Genomic DNA, 17,883 nt, shown 5'->3' with positions numbered 1-17,883 from the left:
TGCGGCGAGCCACCGATTTCAGCGCACAGTGTCCACCTTCACGAACGACAGGGCGCAATCTTGGTCATCCTTGCCGAAAGACAAGTGGCATTCTCGCGGCGCGGCTTGCATTCGCCGGGTGCCGCGTTAACGTCCGCACCGTCTTTCACAGCGAGCAGTTCCATGACCCTTTCCGCATCGCCTTCGATCACGGCCGCCATTCTCGCCATCGGCGACGAGCTTCTGTCCGGGCGCACCAAGGACAAGAATATCGGCCATCTCGCCGACCTGCTGACGCTGTCTGGCATCGACCTCAGGGAAGTGCGCATCGTCGCCGACGAGGAAGAAGCTATCGTCGAAGCCGTCAACGCGCTGCGTGGCCGCTACACCTATGTGTTTACCTCAGGAGGCATCGGCCCCACCCATGACGACATTACGGCCGATTCGATCGCCAAGGCGTTTGGCCTGCCTTGCATCCATGATCCAGAAGCGATGACCCTGCTTGCAGAGATGTACCGGCGCCGCGACATGGAGTTTACCGAGGCACGCCAGCGCATGGCCCGCATGCCGCAGGGCGCGAGGCATATAGCAAATCCGGTTTCGACCGCTCCGGGTTTCATCGTCGAGAACGTCTATGTCATGGCGGGCGTGCCGCAGGTCTTCCAGGCCATGGTCGACGCGGTCCTGCCGCAGCTTCAAACCGGCGCGAAAATGCTGTCACGCGCCATCCCCTGCCCCTATGGCGAAGGCGATATCGGCACGGCGCTTGCCGCCATCCAGAAAGCGCATCCGCATACCAGCATCGGCTCCTACCCGAAATATGACGGGCAGCGCTTTTCGACGGAACTGATCGTTCGCGCCCGAGAAATGGACACCCTCGATGCCGCCGCGCAGGCCGTCGAGGCGATGATCGCGCAGCTTGCCATGGCAAAGACAGTCCCTAACCCCTCGCCGGACGCCTGAACGGCGGTGGTGCGGTTGCGGCCGGTCGCCCAGCGTGACGACGCGGCTTGACCAAGCGGTTGTAAGCACCACGTTGTGAGGATACCCGGGTTGCTGATCCGGCAAGATTGGAGGCACCGCAATGAGTTACAAGACGATCCTCGCCGTTCTCGACGATCCCGCAAGCGCGCGTCAGATCAGTGATTTTGCAGCTCTCCTGTCCGAGCGCTTCTCGGCGCATATCGTCGGCGTGCATGCCGAAACGCTTGCTGCCGTGCCGTTGATCGCACCAATGGAAATCCCCGATCCTGCCGCCGTTCAGGTTCTACAGGAAGCGGCACAGCGCGAGACTGCTGAAGTCGAGCGCATCTTTCGCGAGCGCATCGAAGCGCAGGGCCTGCCATCGGAATGGCGTAGTTTCGTTTCGGCGAACGGCTATGCCTCCGGTAATGTCATCGAAAGCGCGCGGGCGGTCGATCTGATCGTCGCCAGCCAGGGCACGCCGCCCGAGGGTGGAGCGGACAACCGCGCCGATCTCGAAGCATTTCTGTTCGAAAGCGGCCGTCCGTTATTGCTGGTGCCGCGCAGCATCGCTCGACCGCAGCCGATCCGCCGCGTGCTGATTGCCTGGAACGGCTCGCGCGAGGCGACCCGTGCCACGTTCGATGCCCTGCCCTTCCTCAAGGGCGCGGAAAGCGTCGAGATCTTCTGCGTCGATCCGCCGGAAACCTCAGGCCAGATGCCCGACATGGCCGGGGTCGAACTGGCGGCCACACTGGCGCGCCATGGCGTTAACGTAACGCTCCGGACCGAAAATACCGGCGGCATCAAGGCGTCGACGGCGATCGAGAACCGGCTGTCCGGTTCCAGCGTCGATCTTCTGGTCATGGGTGGTTATGGCCATGCCCGCTGGTGGGAAGTCCTTTTCGGCGGCGTCACCCGCGCGATGATCGAGAAGATGACCGCGCTGACGCTTTTGTCGCGATAGGGCCACGTCTCGCGTAGAACGGCGACGCACAGCGCTTGCGGACACGTCATCCGCCTCACCCAGCCAGGCTATCAATCCTGCTCGTAGACCACCCAGGCCCTATCGAAATTGCGGGCCGCGAGATCCTCTTCGCGCATCAGCACGTAAAGCGCGCCGGGAAAGGGGTAGCTGGTCGCGGTGTCGGTACCGATCTGCAGGACCAGATGCCACTGCCCGGCGCCGCTCAACAATCGCTTTCCCGCTTCTGTCTGAAAAGTCTCGCCACTGCCGGCGTCGAGACCGTTTGCGGCAAGCTGGCTCGTTGCCTGCATGCCGGCCTGGATGGCGCGAGGCCAGCCGCCGAGCTGGTGGTTGCCGCCGCCATCGGCCGTCGGCCAGCCGAGCGAAAATAGCCATTGCGAATAAAGCGCGGTGTCGTTGCCGTCGATCTCACCGACCGCGTCCCAGCCGGCATCGCCGACCGGCACGGTCGTCACAACCGGACGCGGAGCGACGGCTGCAGCCTTCAGGCTGGCGGCGCCGGGAAAATCGGCCAGCGCCTTCGGCAGCGGCTTGCGCTCAAGCTCCGTCACCGGCCGATCGTCATGGATCAGTTTCCACCCCGCGTTTGCGCGTGGTTCGTGACTCGCCGGCAGAACCGGCATGTCGTAGAAGAACAGCAATCGCCCCGTCGCGGGCAGAGCCTTGTCGAAGCCGGGCTGATTGGAAAGCGAGGACAGATCCACCTGCGCGATGAACGGCAGGGGAAAGGGTCTCGCCACGTTTTCGGCGAGAAGCCGCTGTTCGGCCGCGGCCTTGGCGGCCGCCTCGGGCGGCAAGCCCGTTATACCCGCCACGTCCTTCTCATCCACCTCGGCACCGCTTTCGCGCATGATCTTCAACGTCGCGGCCATCGCCTCGTCATTGGCGCGCTTGCGCGTGGCCAGAAATGCCTCGCCCTCGGTCTGCGGCATCCAGGGCGGCGCCATGCCAGCATCGGCGTAAAGATTTGCGGCATCGGCATTGAACTGGGCCGTCAGCGTCTCGGCGCCATCATAGGCCGGCCGCATCGGCCATGCGGTGCCGCGCGGCAAATCCGGCAGGCCGCCGATCTTGGTGGCGCCAAGCGGCAATTGGGCCTCGTCCGCCACCTTGGTATCGAGCACGATACCGTCCCGCGCCACCGCCACGATCGCGTTCACACCCGCAGCCGACAGGCCGGCTTCCGTCAATCGGTCAGCCAATTCTTCCCGCGATGCCGGCAGCGGCATGACCGCCTCGTTCTCTTGCGCGCTTACCGCCTCAAAACCCGACAGCGTCAGGCAGGCCAGCAGGCCGGCAGCAAGAGCAGGATGGAAACGGCGGGTCATGGTCGGGTCCTCGGCTGGTCGCGGGCGAAAATCTGTGCCGTGACTCGGGCGCCAAGATCAAGCCGGGCAACGACAGGCGCGACTATACCCGTCGACGAATGATTGCGATCCGAGGTTGATGTCTCGATCCGAAGCCCCGCTGCAGAGCACCGCAGCCACCAGACCTGTGCGGTCTCTACAGTGATCGGGCTTTCCAGCCCGGTCAAATTCGCTACACTTGCCTCGTGGTGCATTGTGGGTAAAGGAAGCTGGCGATGTCGATGATCCTGCGTAAATGGAGCGCCAATATTCGCACGGCGCAGGTCGAGGAATATCTCCGTTACGTGGAAGAGACAGGGGCCGGCGATTACCGCACTGCGACCGGCTATCTCGCGCACCAAATCCTCGTGCGCGATCTCGGCGAAGGCATCAGCGAATTCTCGACGCTCAGCTGGTGGACGGATATGGACGCCATCAAGGCCTTTGCCGGAGACCTGCCCGAGCGTGCGCGCTATTATCCCGAAGACGACAGATACCTGCTGACCCGTCCCGAAGAGGTCGAACATCACCATGTCGTGTCGGGCACACACCCGCCAAACGGCCAGTCCTGACGGAACTGCGGACCCCGTGGTGCCTTGTCTATCCACAAGTGCCACGCCTGCGGCTTGCCATCGATCCGGGCTCTCCGCTATGACAACCGGCCAAGGGCCGGAAAGCCGGCCTTTCGGCGTCGCGTCCGGCTCTCCGGCGACACGCCCGTTTCTTCATTCAACACATGCGGAGCCCGTCGGATGTCTCTTCCCGATAAAGCCTTTCCCGTTTCCTGGGACCAGTTCCATCGCGATACCCGCGCCCTGTCCTGGCGCCTTTCCGGGCTTGGCCGGGAATTCAAGGCCATCGTCTGTATCACGCGCGGCGGCCTGGTACCGGCGGCGATCATTTCTCGCGAACTCAATATTCGCCTCATCGACACCGTCTGCATCGCCACCCGCCACGATTACGTGAACCAGGGCGATACGGTCCTGCTGAAGGGCATTTCACCGGAACTGATGGAAGATGGCGGCGAAGGCGTGCTCGTCGTGGACGATCTGACCGATACCGGCAAGACCGCCCTCGAGGTGCGCCAGATGATGCCAAAGGCCCATTTCGCCTGCGTCTACGCCAAGCCCTCCGGCGTGCCCACGATCGATACATTCGTCACCGAGGTTTCTCAGGACACCTGGATCTACTTCCCATGGGATATGGGCTTTACCTATCAGGAACCGATCGCCAAGGGCCATCGCGGCTGATCCTTCATTGCGACGCTTGCCTGTCGCACAATGCTGGCCAGCCCCATTCGTGCAGGGCTGGTCGGCTCATTAAGCGAAGCAGCCCTCAAAGCAGCGCAGGGCGGCCGTATCCGGCAACGTTTCATCGCTTTCGATCTTTGCAGGAGCCGTGTGTAGAGGGTCGGCCAAGACCAGACCCTGCCACCGCAATCCACCGAAAAATGTGGCGATTTATCGTCCGTTTTATGGTCCGATAACCCGTGAATTCCCTCGCTTTTGACCGACGATTTCCAGCATGCGATCGCAACCCTCTGAGATTCAACGGCAATTTTTACTCCCCGTTATCCACAGCACAAAACCACAATATCTTGTGGTTAAAAAAGTGTGGCAGACCAGTACTTGACCCCGGCAACGCGACTCGGCATGAATGATCCTCATGTTGCGGCGGCGACTGGACCGGACATAACGAGGCCGGCCCTTCTTCGATTTGTTGGATATGCCAAGGCTCAGGCCGACCATGATGGTTCACCTGACAACGGCTCTCCGTGCGCGTTCGAAATCTCCGCTAAAACGCCGTCCAAGGCTGGAAAAATAATCTGTTAATGCTATATTTAGTGTTTGCAGCCAGCATCGGACACAAGATACAGGTAGGCATCACTGCTGATTCCCCTGGATCAATCGAATCCGACCGGCTGCCCATGATGGCGAGCGGCCGGCGCTGAAGATTTGCGCCCGGAGCGGCGCCACGAACTAAGGACGAGACCATGCGTATCGAACGTCGTTTCACCAAGCCCGAGACCGGGGCTTATGGAGAGATCGCTTTCCGCAAGGCGGTGAGTGAGATCCGCAACCCGGACGGCTCCATCGTTTTCCGTCTCGCCGACATCGAAGTGCCGACCCAGTTCTCCCAGGTCGCCACCGATGTTCTGGCCCAGAAATATTTCCGCAAGGCCGGCGTTCCGAAGTTCCTCAAGAAGGTCGAGGAAAACGACGTTCCTTCCTTCCTGTGGCGTTCGGTTGCCGATGAAAAGGCACTGAAGGAGCTGCCGGAAAACGAGCGTTACGGTTCGGAAACCGACGCCCGTCAGGTGTTCGACCGTCTCGCCGGCACCTGGACCTACTGGGGCTGGAAGGGCAAGTATTTCACCACGGAAGAAGACGCCGCAGCGTTCAAGGACGAGCTTGCCTATATGCTCGCCACGCAGCGCGTCGCTCCGAACAGCCCGCAGTGGTTCAACACCGGCCTGCACTGGGCCTATGGCATCGACGGTCCCGGTCAGGGCCACTTCTATGTCGACCCCTTCACCGGCAAGCTGACGAAGTCGAAATCGTCCTACGAACATCCGCAGCCGCATGCCTGCTTCATCCAGTCCGTCGAGGACGACCTCGTCAACGAGGGCGGCATCATGGACCTGTGGGTGCGCGAAGCGCGCCTGTTCAAATACGGTTCCGGCACCGGCTCCAACTTCTCCTATCTGCGCGGCGAAGGCGAAAAGCTGTCCGGCGGCGGCCGTTCCTCGGGCCTGATGTCCTTCCTGAAGATCGGTGACCGCGCTGCCGGCGCCATCAAGTCGGGCGGCACGACGCGCCGCGCCGCCAAGATGGTCGTGGTCGACATCGACCATCCGGATATCGAAGCCTATATCGACTGGAAGGTGAAGGAAGAGCAGAAGGTTGCCGCTCTTGTCACCGGCTCCAAGATCGTTGCGCGTCACCTCAAGTCGATCATGAAGGCCTGCGTCAATTGCGAGGCAGATGGCGACGATTGCTTCGACCCGGCCAAGAACCCGGCCCTGAAGCGCGAAATCCGCGCTGCCAAGAAGGACCAGGTTCCGGAAAACTACGTCAAGCGCGTCATCCAGTTCGCCAAGCAGGGTTACAAGGACCTCGACTTCAAGACCTATGACACCGACTGGGATTCGGAAGCCTACCTGACGGTTTCGGGCCAGAACTCCAACAACTCCGTCTCGCTCAAGGACGACTTCCTGCGCGCCGTCGAAAACGACGGTGACTGGAACCTGACCGCCCGCAAGGACGGCAAGGTCATGAAGACGCTGAAGGCACGCGACCTGTGGGAAAAGATCTCCTACGCCGCATGGGCGTCGGCTGACCCGGGCCTGCACTACAACACGACCATGAACGACTGGCACACCTCGCCGGCCGCGGGCCCGATCCGCGCCTCGAACCCGTGCTCGGAATACATGTTCCTCGACGACACCGCCTGCAACCTGGCATCTCTGAACCTGTTGCAGTTCAAGTCGGCCGCCACCAAGCGCATCGACATCGCCGATTACGAACATGCCGTTCGCCTGTGGACCGTCGTTCTCGAAATCTCGGTGATGATGGCGCAGTTCCCGTCGAAGGAAATCGCCGAACGCTCCTACGAATACCGCACGCTCGGCCTCGGTTACGCAAACATCGGCGGTCTGCTGATGTCCTCGGGCATTCCGTACGACTCGAAGGAAGGCCGCGCCATCGCCGGCTCGCTGACCGCCATCATGACCGGCGTTTCCTACGCAACGTCCGCCGAAATGGCATCGGAACACGGCCCGTTCCCGGGCTTTGCACCGAACCGCGACAACATGCTGCGCGTCATCCGCAACCACCGCCGTGCCGCCCATGGCGAAACCGCCGGCTATGAGGCCCTGTCGGTCGATCCGGTCGCTCTCATTCACGAAGAGAACCCGGATCAGGATCTGGCAGTGCATGCCATGGCCGCATGGGACAAGGCGCTGGAACTCGGCGAGAAGCACGGCTACCGCAACGCCCAGGTCTCCGTCATCGCGCCAACCGGCACGATCGGTCTCGTCATGGATTGCGACACGACCGGCATCGAGCCCGACTTCGCGCTGGTGAAATTCAAGAAGCTCGCCGGTGGCGGTTACTTCAAGATCATCAACGGTGCCGTTCCGGAAGCGCTGCGCACGCTCGGTTATTCGGAAAGCCAGATCGCCGAAATCGAAGCCTACGCTGTCGGCCACGGCAACCTGAACCAGGCCCCGGCCATCAACCCGTCGAGCCTCGCGGCAAAGGGTTTCCCGGCTGACAAGATCGAAGCCGTCAACGGCGCGCTGAAGGCCGCCTTCGACATCAAGTTCGTGTTCAACCAGTGGACGCTCGGCGCCGACTTCCTCAAGGAGACCCTCAAGGTCACCGACGAGCAGCTGTCGGACATGAGCTTCAACCTGCTCGAACATGTCGGCTTCTCTAAGAAGGACATCGACGCCGCCAACATCCACGTCTGCGGTGCGATGACGCTCGAAGGTGCGCCTTTCCTGAAGGAAGAACACCTCGCCGTCTTCGATTGCGCCAACCCCTGCGGCAAGATCGGCAAGCGTTATCTTTCGGTAGAATCCCACATCCGCATGATGGCAGCGGCCCAGCCGTTCATCTCGGGTGCGATCTCCAAGACGATCAACATGCCGAACGAGGCGACCGTCGAAGAGTGCGGCGAAGCCTACATGCTGTCCTGGAAGCTGGCTCTCAAGGCCAACGCCCTGTACCGCGACGGCTCCAAGCTTTCGCAGCCGCTCAACGCCTCGCTGATCGACGAAGACGATGCCGAAGACGCTCTCGAAGAGCTGATCCAGGCACCGGCCGCCGCCCAGGCTGTCACCGTCACCGAAAAGATCGTCGAGCGCATCATCGAACGCGTCACCCGCGAGCGGGAAAAGCTGCCGAATCGTCGTCAGGGTTACACCCAGAAGGCCAATGTCGGCGGTCACAAGGTCTATCTGCGCACCGGCGAATTCGGTGATGGCCGCATCGGCGAAATCTTTATCGACATGCACAAGGAAGGTGCTGCCTTCCGTGCGATGATGAACAATTTTGCCATCGCCATCTCGCTGGGTCTCCAGTACGGCGTGCCGCTCGAGGAATACGTGGAGGCCTTCACCTTCACCAAGTTCGAGCCGGCCGGCATCGTGACGGGCAATGACGCGATCAAGAACGCCACGTCGATCCTCGACTACGTGTTCCGCGAACTAGCCGTCTCCTATCTCGGCCGCCACGATCTGGCCCATGTCGACACGTCGGACTTCTCCAACACGGCACTCGGCAAGGGCATCCAGGAAGGCAAGACGCAGCTCGTCTCGACCGGCTGGACCCGCGGCTACAAGCCGACGCTGGTTTCCGGCACCGGTTCGGACCGCGCCAACGACGCCAAGGGTGCAGCCACGGCCGCCCCTGCCCGCGCCTCGGCAACGGTCACCTCGTTTGCGGGCTCCGCCGCCCGCAAGCTGGAACCGACGGTCGCCGTCTCCACCTCCGAAATCGTCGCCTTCAAGCGCGATTACGAGGAACGCGCGAAGGAGTTTGCCGAAGAGATCGCCGAGGACGCACCGCTTGCGACCGAAAGCGAACAGGCCGCCACCGCCCTCTTCTCCGACAAGGCCGCAGCGGATGCCGCATCCGCCAAGGCCGAAGCCAAGAAGCTGGAAGCTGACCGCCGCATGAAGTCGATCATGCAGGGCTATACGGGCAACATGTGCTCCGAGTGCCAGAACTTTACGATGGTGCGGAATGGTACGTGCGAGAAGTGCGACACGTGTGGGGCTACGAGCGGCTGCAGCTGATCACCGACGCAGCTCAATCGTTCTGATTAAAAACAATGCCCTCCGGATTTCCGGGGGGCATTCTGCGTTTATACTGATCAGGATGTAGATATTTCCCTGAGACGCATGCACATTCCTAATTCTAGATAAAAAATAGCCATACAATCTTTTTGCAATACCATTATAACTTGTATAAAATATGCATTGCAATCATTTTTAGAGGCCTGATGCAATTGACCTTGCCCAGCCGGCTTCAGCTTATGATATCGTTTAGCGGTGCGAGTTGCGCGCGTTGCGGAACCATATGAGGGTATGATGGCAGAAAGCGTATCCTGGGAAATGGCGACATTTATATCTGGCTGCCTTGGCGGCATTTTTGGTCTCTGGCAGTATTATAAAAGCAACAAAGAGGCACGCGCCCGGGCAGCAGCGGATGAACTCGAACTATTTTATTCAGACGACAGCGTCAAAGCGGCATTACGTATCTTAGACTGGACCTCGGGATATATTCCCTACGTCGACGATGCAGGTGTGCGTGATAAAAAATATTTCGGAAAACTAGATTTTCATCTTGCACTTAGACCTCACCGGAAGCGCCGCAATGAGGTGAGATCATATGTGGAGGCAGAAGACCACTACCTCCTCGAATGTCTTAAGCAAGGTGCAAACTGTGACCAGAAGTTTTCTCCCGTGGAGCTTTATGTTCGCGATGTTTTCGACAGGTTTCTTGGTCGCCTCGAGAGAATTGAGTCGCTGATTTCTAGTGGCGTTGTCGACCACAAAAATTTTGAAGAGAACTTTTCTTACTGGCTGCGATTGATTGGAGATTTCAAGCAACCGGGCGACAAACTTGATCATTTCTCGAACAAGAAAAGAGCAGCACTGATCGATTATATTGTGCACTATGAATTTTTCGGCGTTCAACGGTTGTTCGCTCGCTACGGCAAAAACATCAGCGATACATCACGACAGGCATCCCGACCGGAACTTCCCACCGACGGGTTCCACTTCGGCGACAACCCCAAGAAGGAAGCCTAACAAATCCCTTGGCCGATCCTGAAACTCTGCGAATCGAGGAGGAACAGCTCGGCGCCACCCTATGTTTTGATATGCAAACGTTAATCGCAGTGTTCTGGACCTGGAACACGAAGCGTTACCGGCCACTGCGACATCCGTCACGACGCTCACAAGACCGAAAACATGGACATAGCGAACCGACCGACCGCGGCCCGCGCCTGTCTCAGGGTAATCCTATCAGATCCCGGAAGCACTTCAATGGCGTCCGTCAAAGGCATGCTTAACAGACGCCCCCGTCCTTCACCCGCCCCGCCCCAGCATGTTACGCTCCTCCCCACGGCACACCCACGCGGAGATCGACATGACGGTTCGCCCGCCGCAGAATTTTCGGCAATCCGACCTTGGCGCCAACGGCTTCAATGTGCTCGAATACGAGCTGATGTCCGAGCAGGCGAGTGCGCTAGGCCGCACCGGGCTTGCCGCAGAAGCCGCCCTCAAGCGCCTGAAACAATCCGAAGCGCCCGACAGGATCACCCATGAACGGCTGGTCGATGATGCCGCGCAAACCGTCTGGGCGCTGTTCATCCAGCGCGAGATCTGCGGCCTGCGCAACAATCGGGAAGTGATCGATCGTTCCGGCATTCCCGGCGAGGTTCTTGCCCGTCTCGGTGCCCGCCCCCGCCATCCGGTTGACTAGAGCCACAAACGCCAACAGCGCCGCGCACCCTTCCGGGCACACGGCGCTGCCGCATTCATTCAAACCACCAATCTTAGAAGTGGTAGTTCACGCCGGCCTTGATCGTGTGATCCTTGACGTTGCTTTCGGCGACCGTGTTGTTGATCGTGTCGAAGCTGCGCACGTCGCCTGTGCGGGTGTAGTTATATTCCAGCTTGCCGGAAATCTGCTGGTTGAACTTGTGCTCGACGCCGCCACCGAGCTGCCAGCCGGGCTTCCAGCCGTCCGGACCTTCGACGCCGGCGCTGTCGCGGATGCTGGTCATGGTCACACCTGCCGTGCCGTAGATCAGCGTGTTGCCGAGCGGCATGCCCACCTTGCCCTTGCCGGCCAGGCGATAGCGTTCCTGCAGGTTGCCGTTCGGAACGTTCACTTCGACATCGCCCAGATGCGACAGCTCGACTTCGCCACCGACGACAACGCCGTTGGTTTCCATGTTGTAGCCGCCCTGGATGCCGCCGGTGAATTCCTTGTCACCCGAAAACGGGTTGCTGCGCTCCGAAGAGGTGCCGGCATGCAGACCGACATAACCACCGGTCCAGCCCGAATCCTGCGAAACAGGCTCGTTATAGGACGGGGCTTCGTAGGCATTGGTGAGGTCGGCGGCGAAAACCGGGCCGGAAACGAAAGTGGCGGCAAGCGCCAGGGCAAGCGACTTCTTGATCATGACTATACTCCATACACAGCCCGCAGATGGTGGATGCGCAGGCGATACATCGGCTTTCGCCACGGAAGTGCTTCACCGGTCCAGCCCGGTCCCCTGACCAAATGGGCACTTCCGCACCGGTATGGCTTTCATTTTTCACGAAAATATAAACAGTCCATTAACCGCGTCGACGAGCCTGGTCCCGATTGCCGCCTTCGCTTGGCCGCGCGCGCCAACCCGACAGTGTGATGTGTTTGGTCACGCGAAATCCCCCATAACGGAATCAAGCGGTTGTCTCGACAGGGGCGGCCATTCCTGCCTTGCCCCTCACGCCAAAAAAAATTTCGCTGCCGTTAGACAACGATGGCACCGGGCGCCGAGCTTGTCGGCGGTCGACAAGAACTCTTTCCTCTGCAGTTGAGTGTAACGACAACGCAGAAGGCGGCACCTACGCGGCCGTCGAGCCGATCGGTCACGGTACGGCTGCTTCCAACGGATGCCATCCGCCCTGCAGACATAACCCTCCCGGCCCGCTGAACGACGGAAAAGCGAGCCGTACAGCGTCAAGGCGCGCATCCCTGCCAAGAACAGATCTCTTCCCTTAAAGCGCCCTACACCTGCATTTCCCTCGCCTCGTTCGTCACCCGCCGTAGCGCTTTCGGCATCGTTGCGGCATTGCATGGTCGCTCCGCACACCCTTGATTGCGCGTGCAAAAAGACCGGTCCGGCGCAGCGGAACCAAAACCGGCATGGCGTGTTGAAGCGACATCAAAACACTGTCAATCAGGAGGTTCATCATGGGACGCGGTATTCTTCTCTGGCTTCTCGGTATTCCGCTGCCAATCGTCATCCTTCTCGTCCTGTTCCTGCGCTGAGGAGGTCGTCATGCCTCTTCACGCATCCGGCACGACCGTGACACCGGTGGAATCGTCGAAATCGGCCATCGCCTGGGGGCCGATCCTCGGCGGCGCGGTTGCCGCCACCGGGGCCAGCCTCATTCTCATCATGCTCGGCTCCGGCTTCGGCCTTACCATGGTCTCGCCCTGGTCGGGCGAGAGCAGTTCGGCGGCGACCGTCGGTATCACCGCGGCGATCTGGCTTGTCGTCGTGCAGTGGTTGTCTGCCGCGCTCGGCGGTTACCTGACGGGCCGGCTGCGCACCAAATGGGCGGCCGTTCACACCGATGAAGTGTTCTTCCGCGATACGGCACACGGCCTGATCTCCTGGGCAGTCGGAACGCTCTTCGTTGCCGGTGTCCTCACCTCGGCACTGACGTCGCTTGCCGGTGCCGGCGCACAGGCCGTCGGCGGTGCGGCATCGACGGCAACCGTTGCCGCCGCCTCCAACGCGGACGGGCAGACAGACACGTCCGCCGCCACGGGCTATTTTACCGACGCGCTTCTGCGTCCCGAGCGGGTATCCGCGACGGCACAGGGTGATGATACGGCAGCGACGGCAGAAGTCTCGCGCATCCTTGCCAACGGCGCTCTCGAAGGCGGCGTACCGGAAGACGACAAGGCCTATCTTGCCGCGATCGTTTCGGCCCGCACCGGCCTTGACGCCGAACAGGCCCGCACCCGTGTGGATACCGTTCTTGCCCGTGTCGATGCCGCGAAGGTGGCTGCCCAGCAGGCTGCGGACGAAGCCCGCAAGGCAGCAGCGACGACGGCTCTGGTCGGCGCGGTCTCCCTTCTCGTCGGTGCCTTCATTTCCTGCGCTGCCGCAGCCCTCGGCGGGCGTCAGCGTGACGACGAGGAAGACCTGATCGCGGCGCGTCTGTAAGCCGCATCCGCTACCGCGACGAAAGCTCCGCAACACTTGCGGAGCTTTTTTTATTGGACCGCTTCGGCCCGGCCCGCTTCAATATGGCGTGTGTCGACCAGAGTTGCAGGCTGCGATTTTTGCTCGCCAAATCGCCTTCATTCTCTAATCTGCCGGCGGCAAAGCAGAGGAGCGATGAAGCATGACCCCGGGTTTGAAGAATATCTGCATCTATGGCGCCGGTGCGCTTGGCGGCACGCTGGCCGCGCGTCTCGCGGAAGGGCTGGGTGAGCAGGTCTGCGTATCCGTCATCGCGCGCGGAGCGCATCTTGAGAAAATCCGCGAGAACGGGTTGCAGCTTCATGTCGCGGGCGAAGACAAGCCAAGCGTAGTTGCCGTCACCGCCACGGACAATCCGGCCGATCTTCCCAAGCAGGACCTGATCATTACCGGCATGAAGGGCCACCAACTGCCGGCCGCAGCCGAAGGCATTGCAACGCTTCTGTCGACGCACAGCCGGGTCGTTATGGTCTTGAACGGTATTCCATGGTGGTATTTTCACGGCGACGAGAAAAGCGAACGTGCGGACCACCGACTGCCGGAACTCGATCCCGGCAATCGCCTCTGGGATGCGGTCGGACCGGAGCGCGTCATTGGCTGCGTCGCCTATCAGGGGGCCGAAGTGGTCGAGCCCAGTGTTATCCGGCTGCCGGTGCGGGGCCGGTTCATTCTGGGCGAACCGTCGGGAGATATTTCTGCCGACCTGACCGCCATTTCGGACCTTCTGACGAGGGCCGGCGTCAACATCATCCAGACCGCAGATATTCGCGGCGAGATCTGGAGCAAGCTGATGGGGAACGCGTCCTTTAATCCGATCAGCGCTTTGACACGCGCGCTCAGCGACCGCATCGTCGCCGAGCCCGCCCTTTTGGGCCTGATGTCCCGCGTGATGACCGAAGTGCATGGTATCGCAACGGCGCTCGGGCATCCGCCCGCCCAAACGGTCGCCGAAAGGCTGAAGGAAGCGATGACCATCGGTCCGCACCCGACATCCATGCTGCAGGATCTGCTGGCGCGCAAACCGCTGGAATATGTGCCTCTGGTCGATACCGTGGTGCGGCTTGCGCACATGACCGGTACCCCGGTGCCGGCGCTCGAAACCATTCTGGCTCTGATCGGCGAACTCGACCGGCAGAACCGGGCGGATGCCGGCTGATGCCGTCACCCCGTTCGCGGTGAGATCAAGCCGTAGGCGCGGAGCACGAGACTAGAGATGGCATGGACAAGAAAAACCCTCCGCGGCAGGGGAACGGCGGAGGGTCAAGCGACTTGGAGGTCAAAAATATTCTTGTTATTCTGCGGCACCGAGGGGAGGACTGCCGCCTGTTATTCGAATGTGTTCTTGTGTAGATAACCCGCAGGCGGCCGGTTTGTTCCAATTTTGGCGACAAGCGGGTGCCGGACCTTTCCAGCACGATCGACCGTGATATTCTGCAACCCAGCATGCAGCCGAGGCTTTAATGTCGTCTCCGAACTTTCGCTTCACCCACTACGATCTGCGTGAGCAGCGTGCCGGAACGATCGTCGACGTGACACTCAACGCGGTCAACAACGTCCGGCTGATGACGGCCACGAACTTCCAGCGCTTCAAGGAAAAGCTCGATTACAAATATGTCGGCGGCGTCGCCAAGAAGTCGCCCGTGCGGATCGTCATTCCCGAAGGCGGCCACTGGCACGTCATCGTCGACGAGGAAGGGCATGGCGGGTTGGCCGGGTCTTCCGTCAAGGTGATCGCAGCGCCGGGGCGCCCTGCCCCCAAGGCGCTCTGAAGCCTCACACCTCGTTGCGCTCGCGCCGCAGTTTCTGCCACCATTCGAGCCGCTTGCGGATATCGCGTTCGAAGCCTCGCTCCGGGGGATCGTAAAAGGTCTGGCGTCCCATTTTTTCCGGGAAATAGTCCTGACCGGAAAACGCGTCCGGCTCATCGTGATCATAGCGGTAGCCGTCGCCGTAGCCTTCCGCCTTCATCAGCTTGGTCGGTGCGTTGAGAATATGCCGGGGCGGAAGCAGCGAGCCGTTTTCCTTGGCCGCACGCGTCGCAGCCTTGAAGGCTGTGTAGACGGCATTCGATTTGGGTGCGGTGGCAAGATAGACGCAGGCCTGAGCCAGCGCCAGTTCGCCCTCGGGCGACCCCAGATAGTCGTAGGCATCCTTGGCAGCATTGCAGACGACGAGTGCCTGCGGATCGGCAAGCCCGATATCCTCGACCGCCATGCGTACCAGCCGGCGACCGAGATAAAGCGGGTCCTCGCCGGCATCGAACATGCGCGCAAGATAGTACAGCGCCGCATCCGGGTCTGAACCGCGCACTGATTTATGCAGTGCGGAAATGAGGTTGTAGTGCCCGTCCTGTGCCTTGTCATAGACCGGAGCGCGGCGCTGCACGATCCGGGTCAAGCTTTCCGTGTCGAAAATTTCCCCTTCCCGTGCAGCCCGCCAGACCTCTTCGGCAAGCGTCAGCACTGCCCGGCCATCGCCATCGGCCATGCGCACCAGTGCGGCCCGCGCGCTCTCATCAAGTGGCAGGGGCTTACCCTCCGCCTTTTCGGCGCGCGACAGAAGCTCGGTCAAGCTGTCCTCGTCGTGACTGCGGAATGTCAGCACGCGGGCGCGCGACAGAAGAGCGGCATTGAGTTCGAAGGAAGGGTTTTCCGTGGTCGCACCGACCAGGACGATCGTACCGTCCTCCATGACCGGCAGAAAACTGTCCTGCTGCGCGCGGTTGAAGCGATGGATCTCATCGACGAAAAGCAGCGTCTGACGGCCGTCCATGCGGCGAAGGCGCGCAGATTCGAACACTTTCTTGAGGTCCGCAACGCCGGAGAAAATTGCCGAAATCTGCTCGAAGGCCAGGCCCGCCTCACCGGACAGAAGCCGGGCAACGGTCGTCTTGCCGGTGCCCGGTGGCCCCCAGAAGATCATCGATCCGAGCGAACCGCTATCGATCATCCGTCGCAGCACGCCATCTTCACCGGTCAGGTGCAACTGGCCGGTCACATCAGCAAGCGTCCTTGGCCGCAGCCGATCGGCGAGAGGCCGCCGGTTGGCGACCTCCTCCGGTATCTTCGGTGCGAAAAGATCGTTGCCCATCGTCGATCAGCGGAAAAACTGGCGAATGCGTTGGCCATCCCGCTCGATTTCCAGACGCCAGAAGCCTGGATCGGCATCTTTCAGGACATCCTCGAGCATCCTGCTGGATGTGACGGGCTCGCCGTTAAGCGAAATGATAATGTCCTTCTCCCTGAAGCCGACACGGGCAGCGGGTGAATTGCGGGCAATATCGGTCACCACAACACCGCTCTTGTCGGCGGTCAACTGCAGCTCGACGGCAAGTTTCGGCGACAGGTTGGCGACGCGCAGGCCGGCAAACGGATTGCGGCCTTCGATGAGCCGCTCGTCCCGCGGGGTCGATTCCGGCGCCGTGTTGAGCGCGATCGTCAGCTTGCGTTCACCGCTTGCCTGCGCCACCGTGAGTTCGGCGGAACGGCCGAGACCGGCAGTCGTCAGACGATAGCCCAACGCATCGGGATGCTCGACGGCGATGCCGTTGACAGCAGTGATGACCTCGCCCGGCTTCAACCCGCCCTTGTCCGCAGGCCCGCCATCGACGACGGCCGTCACGAGCGCGCCGCGCGCCGTCTTCAGACCGAGCGCTTCAGCGACTTCCGAGGTGACGGGCATGAAGGTCGCACCCACATAGGGCCGTTCGAAGCTCGACTTTCCTTCTTCGGCGGCCCTGAGGAACACTTTGACGAGATTGCCGGGAATGGCGAACCCGACACCGTTGGAGCCGCCACCGCGCGAAAAGATGGCGGTATTGATGCCGATCAACTCGCCGTTGGTATTCATCAGCGCGCCGCCGGAATTGCCGGGATTGATCGAGGCGTCGGTTTGGATGAAGAAGCCGAAATCGCCGTTTGTAACCTGATTGCGGGCAAGGCCCGACACGATGCCGCTGGTGACGGTTTGGCCAACGCCGAACGGGTTGCCGATCGCCAGAACGAGATCACCGACTTCCACCGCATCGGAATTGGCGATGGCGAGAACCGGAAAATTCTCCTTTGCCTTGATGCGCAACACGGCAAGGTCCATGCTCTCATCCTTGAGGATCACCTCACAGGGAAATTCCCGACCATCGGCGAGCGCGATCTTGATGTCGTTTGCACCCTGGATGACATGGTTGTTGGTAACAACGAGACCATTTGCGGAGAGGATGACTCCGGAGCCGAGAGAGGACTGCTTTTCCGAACGGTTCGGCATGCGCTGCCCGAAAAACTGCTCGAAAAGGGGATCGCCCGCAAACGGATTGTTACGCTGGACGAGACGCTCGGCGTAAACGTTGACGACGGCGCCCGATGTCCGCTTGACCAGCGGCGCGAAGGACAGCTGCATCTGCTCGCGGTTCTGCGGCAGGGTTTTCTGCTCCTGCGCCTGGGCGCCGGCCGGCAGGAGAATCGAAAGGGCCAAAAGGCCCGTCGACACGCACTTTTGCATGTTCAGCATAAATTCCTCATTTCAGAATGATCCGGCGCGACATCGCATTCGACGTCCGCCTTCGAATGGTACAGGCGACGGTCGAAAACAAAGATGGCCGAATCACGGACG

General features: G+C 61.0%; 14 protein-coding genes. 10 read left to right on the top strand and 4 right to left on the bottom strand.

Translation table 11 applies throughout. From position 1 onward, the window contains the following. The first annotated feature begins 162 nt into the window (after nucleotides 1–162). Complete coding sequence (locus ACQKKX_RS08580) at nucleotides 163–942, top strand: competence/damage-inducible protein A (protein ID WP_427570179.1); 780 nt, start codon at nucleotides 163–165, stop codon at nucleotides 940–942. Nucleotides 943–1,063: 121 nt separating this feature from the next. Further along, nucleotides 1,064–1,909: a universal stress protein gene (locus tag ACQKKX_RS08575; RefSeq protein WP_427570177.1), complete on the top strand. Its 846-nt coding sequence runs from the start codon at nucleotides 1,064–1,066 to the stop codon at nucleotides 1,907–1,909. 71 nt (nucleotides 1,910–1,980) lie between these two features. On the opposite strand, the gene ACQKKX_RS08570 is transcribed toward ACQKKX_RS08575, so the two are convergent. After that, nucleotides 1,981–3,258, bottom strand: a complete 1,278-nt coding sequence (locus tag ACQKKX_RS08570) for a DUF1963 domain-containing protein (RefSeq protein WP_427570176.1) — start codon at nucleotides 3,256–3,258, stop codon at nucleotides 1,981–1,983. 254 nt (nucleotides 3,259–3,512) lie between these two features. On the opposite strand from ACQKKX_RS08570, the gene ACQKKX_RS08565 reads away from it, so the two are divergent. The 5 genes from ACQKKX_RS08565 (at nucleotide 3,513) to ACQKKX_RS08545 (ending at nucleotide 10,772) form a co-directional block, all read left to right on the top strand. Further along, on the top strand, nucleotides 3,513–3,848 hold the full coding sequence (locus ACQKKX_RS08565; RefSeq protein WP_427570175.1) for a hypothetical protein: 336 nt from the start codon (nucleotides 3,513–3,515) through the stop codon (nucleotides 3,846–3,848). A gap of 180 nt (nucleotides 3,849–4,028) precedes the next feature. After that, on the top strand, nucleotides 4,029–4,526 hold the full coding sequence (gene gpt / locus ACQKKX_RS08560) for a xanthine phosphoribosyltransferase (RefSeq protein WP_427570173.1): 498 nt from the start codon (nucleotides 4,029–4,031) through the stop codon (nucleotides 4,524–4,526). Nucleotides 4,527–5,269: 743 nt separating this feature from the next. Then, nucleotides 5,270–9,079 carry a vitamin B12-dependent ribonucleotide reductase gene (locus ACQKKX_RS08555; protein WP_427570171.1) on the top strand — a complete coding sequence of 1,270 codons (3,810 nt, stop codon included), beginning with the start codon at nucleotides 5,270–5,272 and terminating at the stop codon, nucleotides 9,077–9,079. Nucleotides 9,080–9,373: 294 nt separating this feature from the next. Then, nucleotides 9,374–10,096: a hypothetical protein gene (locus ACQKKX_RS08550; protein ID WP_427570170.1), complete on the top strand. Its 723-nt coding sequence runs from the start codon at nucleotides 9,374–9,376 to the stop codon at nucleotides 10,094–10,096. Nucleotides 10,097–10,436: 340 nt separating this feature from the next. Further along, nucleotides 10,437–10,772, top strand: a complete 336-nt coding sequence (locus tag ACQKKX_RS08545; protein WP_427570169.1) for a DUF6665 family protein — start codon at nucleotides 10,437–10,439, stop codon at nucleotides 10,770–10,772. A gap of 73 nt (nucleotides 10,773–10,845) precedes the next feature. Here the strand turns inward: ACQKKX_RS08545 and ACQKKX_RS08540 are convergent, their stop codons facing one another. Next, a complete protein-coding gene (locus ACQKKX_RS08540) occupies nucleotides 10,846–11,478 on the bottom strand; it encodes an outer membrane protein (protein ID WP_427570168.1) in 633 nt (210 codons plus the stop codon). Between the two features lie 864 nt (nucleotides 11,479–12,342). Between ACQKKX_RS08540 and ACQKKX_RS08535 the strand changes: the two genes are divergently transcribed. The 3 genes from ACQKKX_RS08535 to ACQKKX_RS08525 all read left to right on the top strand — a co-directional run bounded on the left by ACQKKX_RS08535 (nucleotide 12,343) and on the right by ACQKKX_RS08525 (nucleotide 15,047). Beyond that, a complete protein-coding gene (locus ACQKKX_RS08535) occupies nucleotides 12,343–13,239 on the top strand; it encodes a hypothetical protein (RefSeq protein ID WP_427570167.1) in 897 nt (298 codons plus the stop codon). Nucleotides 13,240–13,420: 181 nt separating this feature from the next. Continuing rightward, nucleotides 13,421–14,434, top strand: coding sequence for a ketopantoate reductase family protein (locus tag ACQKKX_RS08530; RefSeq protein ID WP_427570166.1), 1,014 nt, complete (start codon nucleotides 13,421–13,423; stop codon nucleotides 14,432–14,434). Between the two features lie 304 nt (nucleotides 14,435–14,738). Further along, on the top strand, nucleotides 14,739–15,047 hold the full coding sequence (locus tag ACQKKX_RS08525; RefSeq protein ID WP_427570165.1) for a DUF1883 domain-containing protein: 309 nt from the start codon (nucleotides 14,739–14,741) through the stop codon (nucleotides 15,045–15,047). 4 nt (nucleotides 15,048–15,051) lie between these two features. Here the strand turns inward: ACQKKX_RS08525 and ACQKKX_RS08520 are convergent, their stop codons facing one another. Both ACQKKX_RS08520 and ACQKKX_RS08515 read right to left on the bottom strand, forming a co-directional pair. Beyond that, complete coding sequence (locus ACQKKX_RS08520) at nucleotides 15,052–16,368, bottom strand: replication-associated recombination protein A (protein ID WP_427570163.1); 1,317 nt, start codon at nucleotides 16,366–16,368, stop codon at nucleotides 15,052–15,054. Nucleotides 16,369–16,374: 6 nt separating this feature from the next. Beyond that, complete coding sequence (locus tag ACQKKX_RS08515) at nucleotides 16,375–17,781, bottom strand: DegQ family serine endoprotease (RefSeq protein ID WP_427570161.1); 1,407 nt, start codon at nucleotides 17,779–17,781, stop codon at nucleotides 16,375–16,377. Nucleotides 17,782–17,883: the final 102 nt, after the last annotated feature.

Origin of the sequence: Neorhizobium sp. NPDC001467 (assembly GCF_050275975.1) — a bacterium.
Lineage (GTDB): Bacteria > Pseudomonadota > Alphaproteobacteria > Rhizobiales > Rhizobiaceae > Neorhizobium.
Note: the sequence above shows the minus strand (reverse complement) of the source record. Positions and strands in the feature narration are given on the sequence as shown.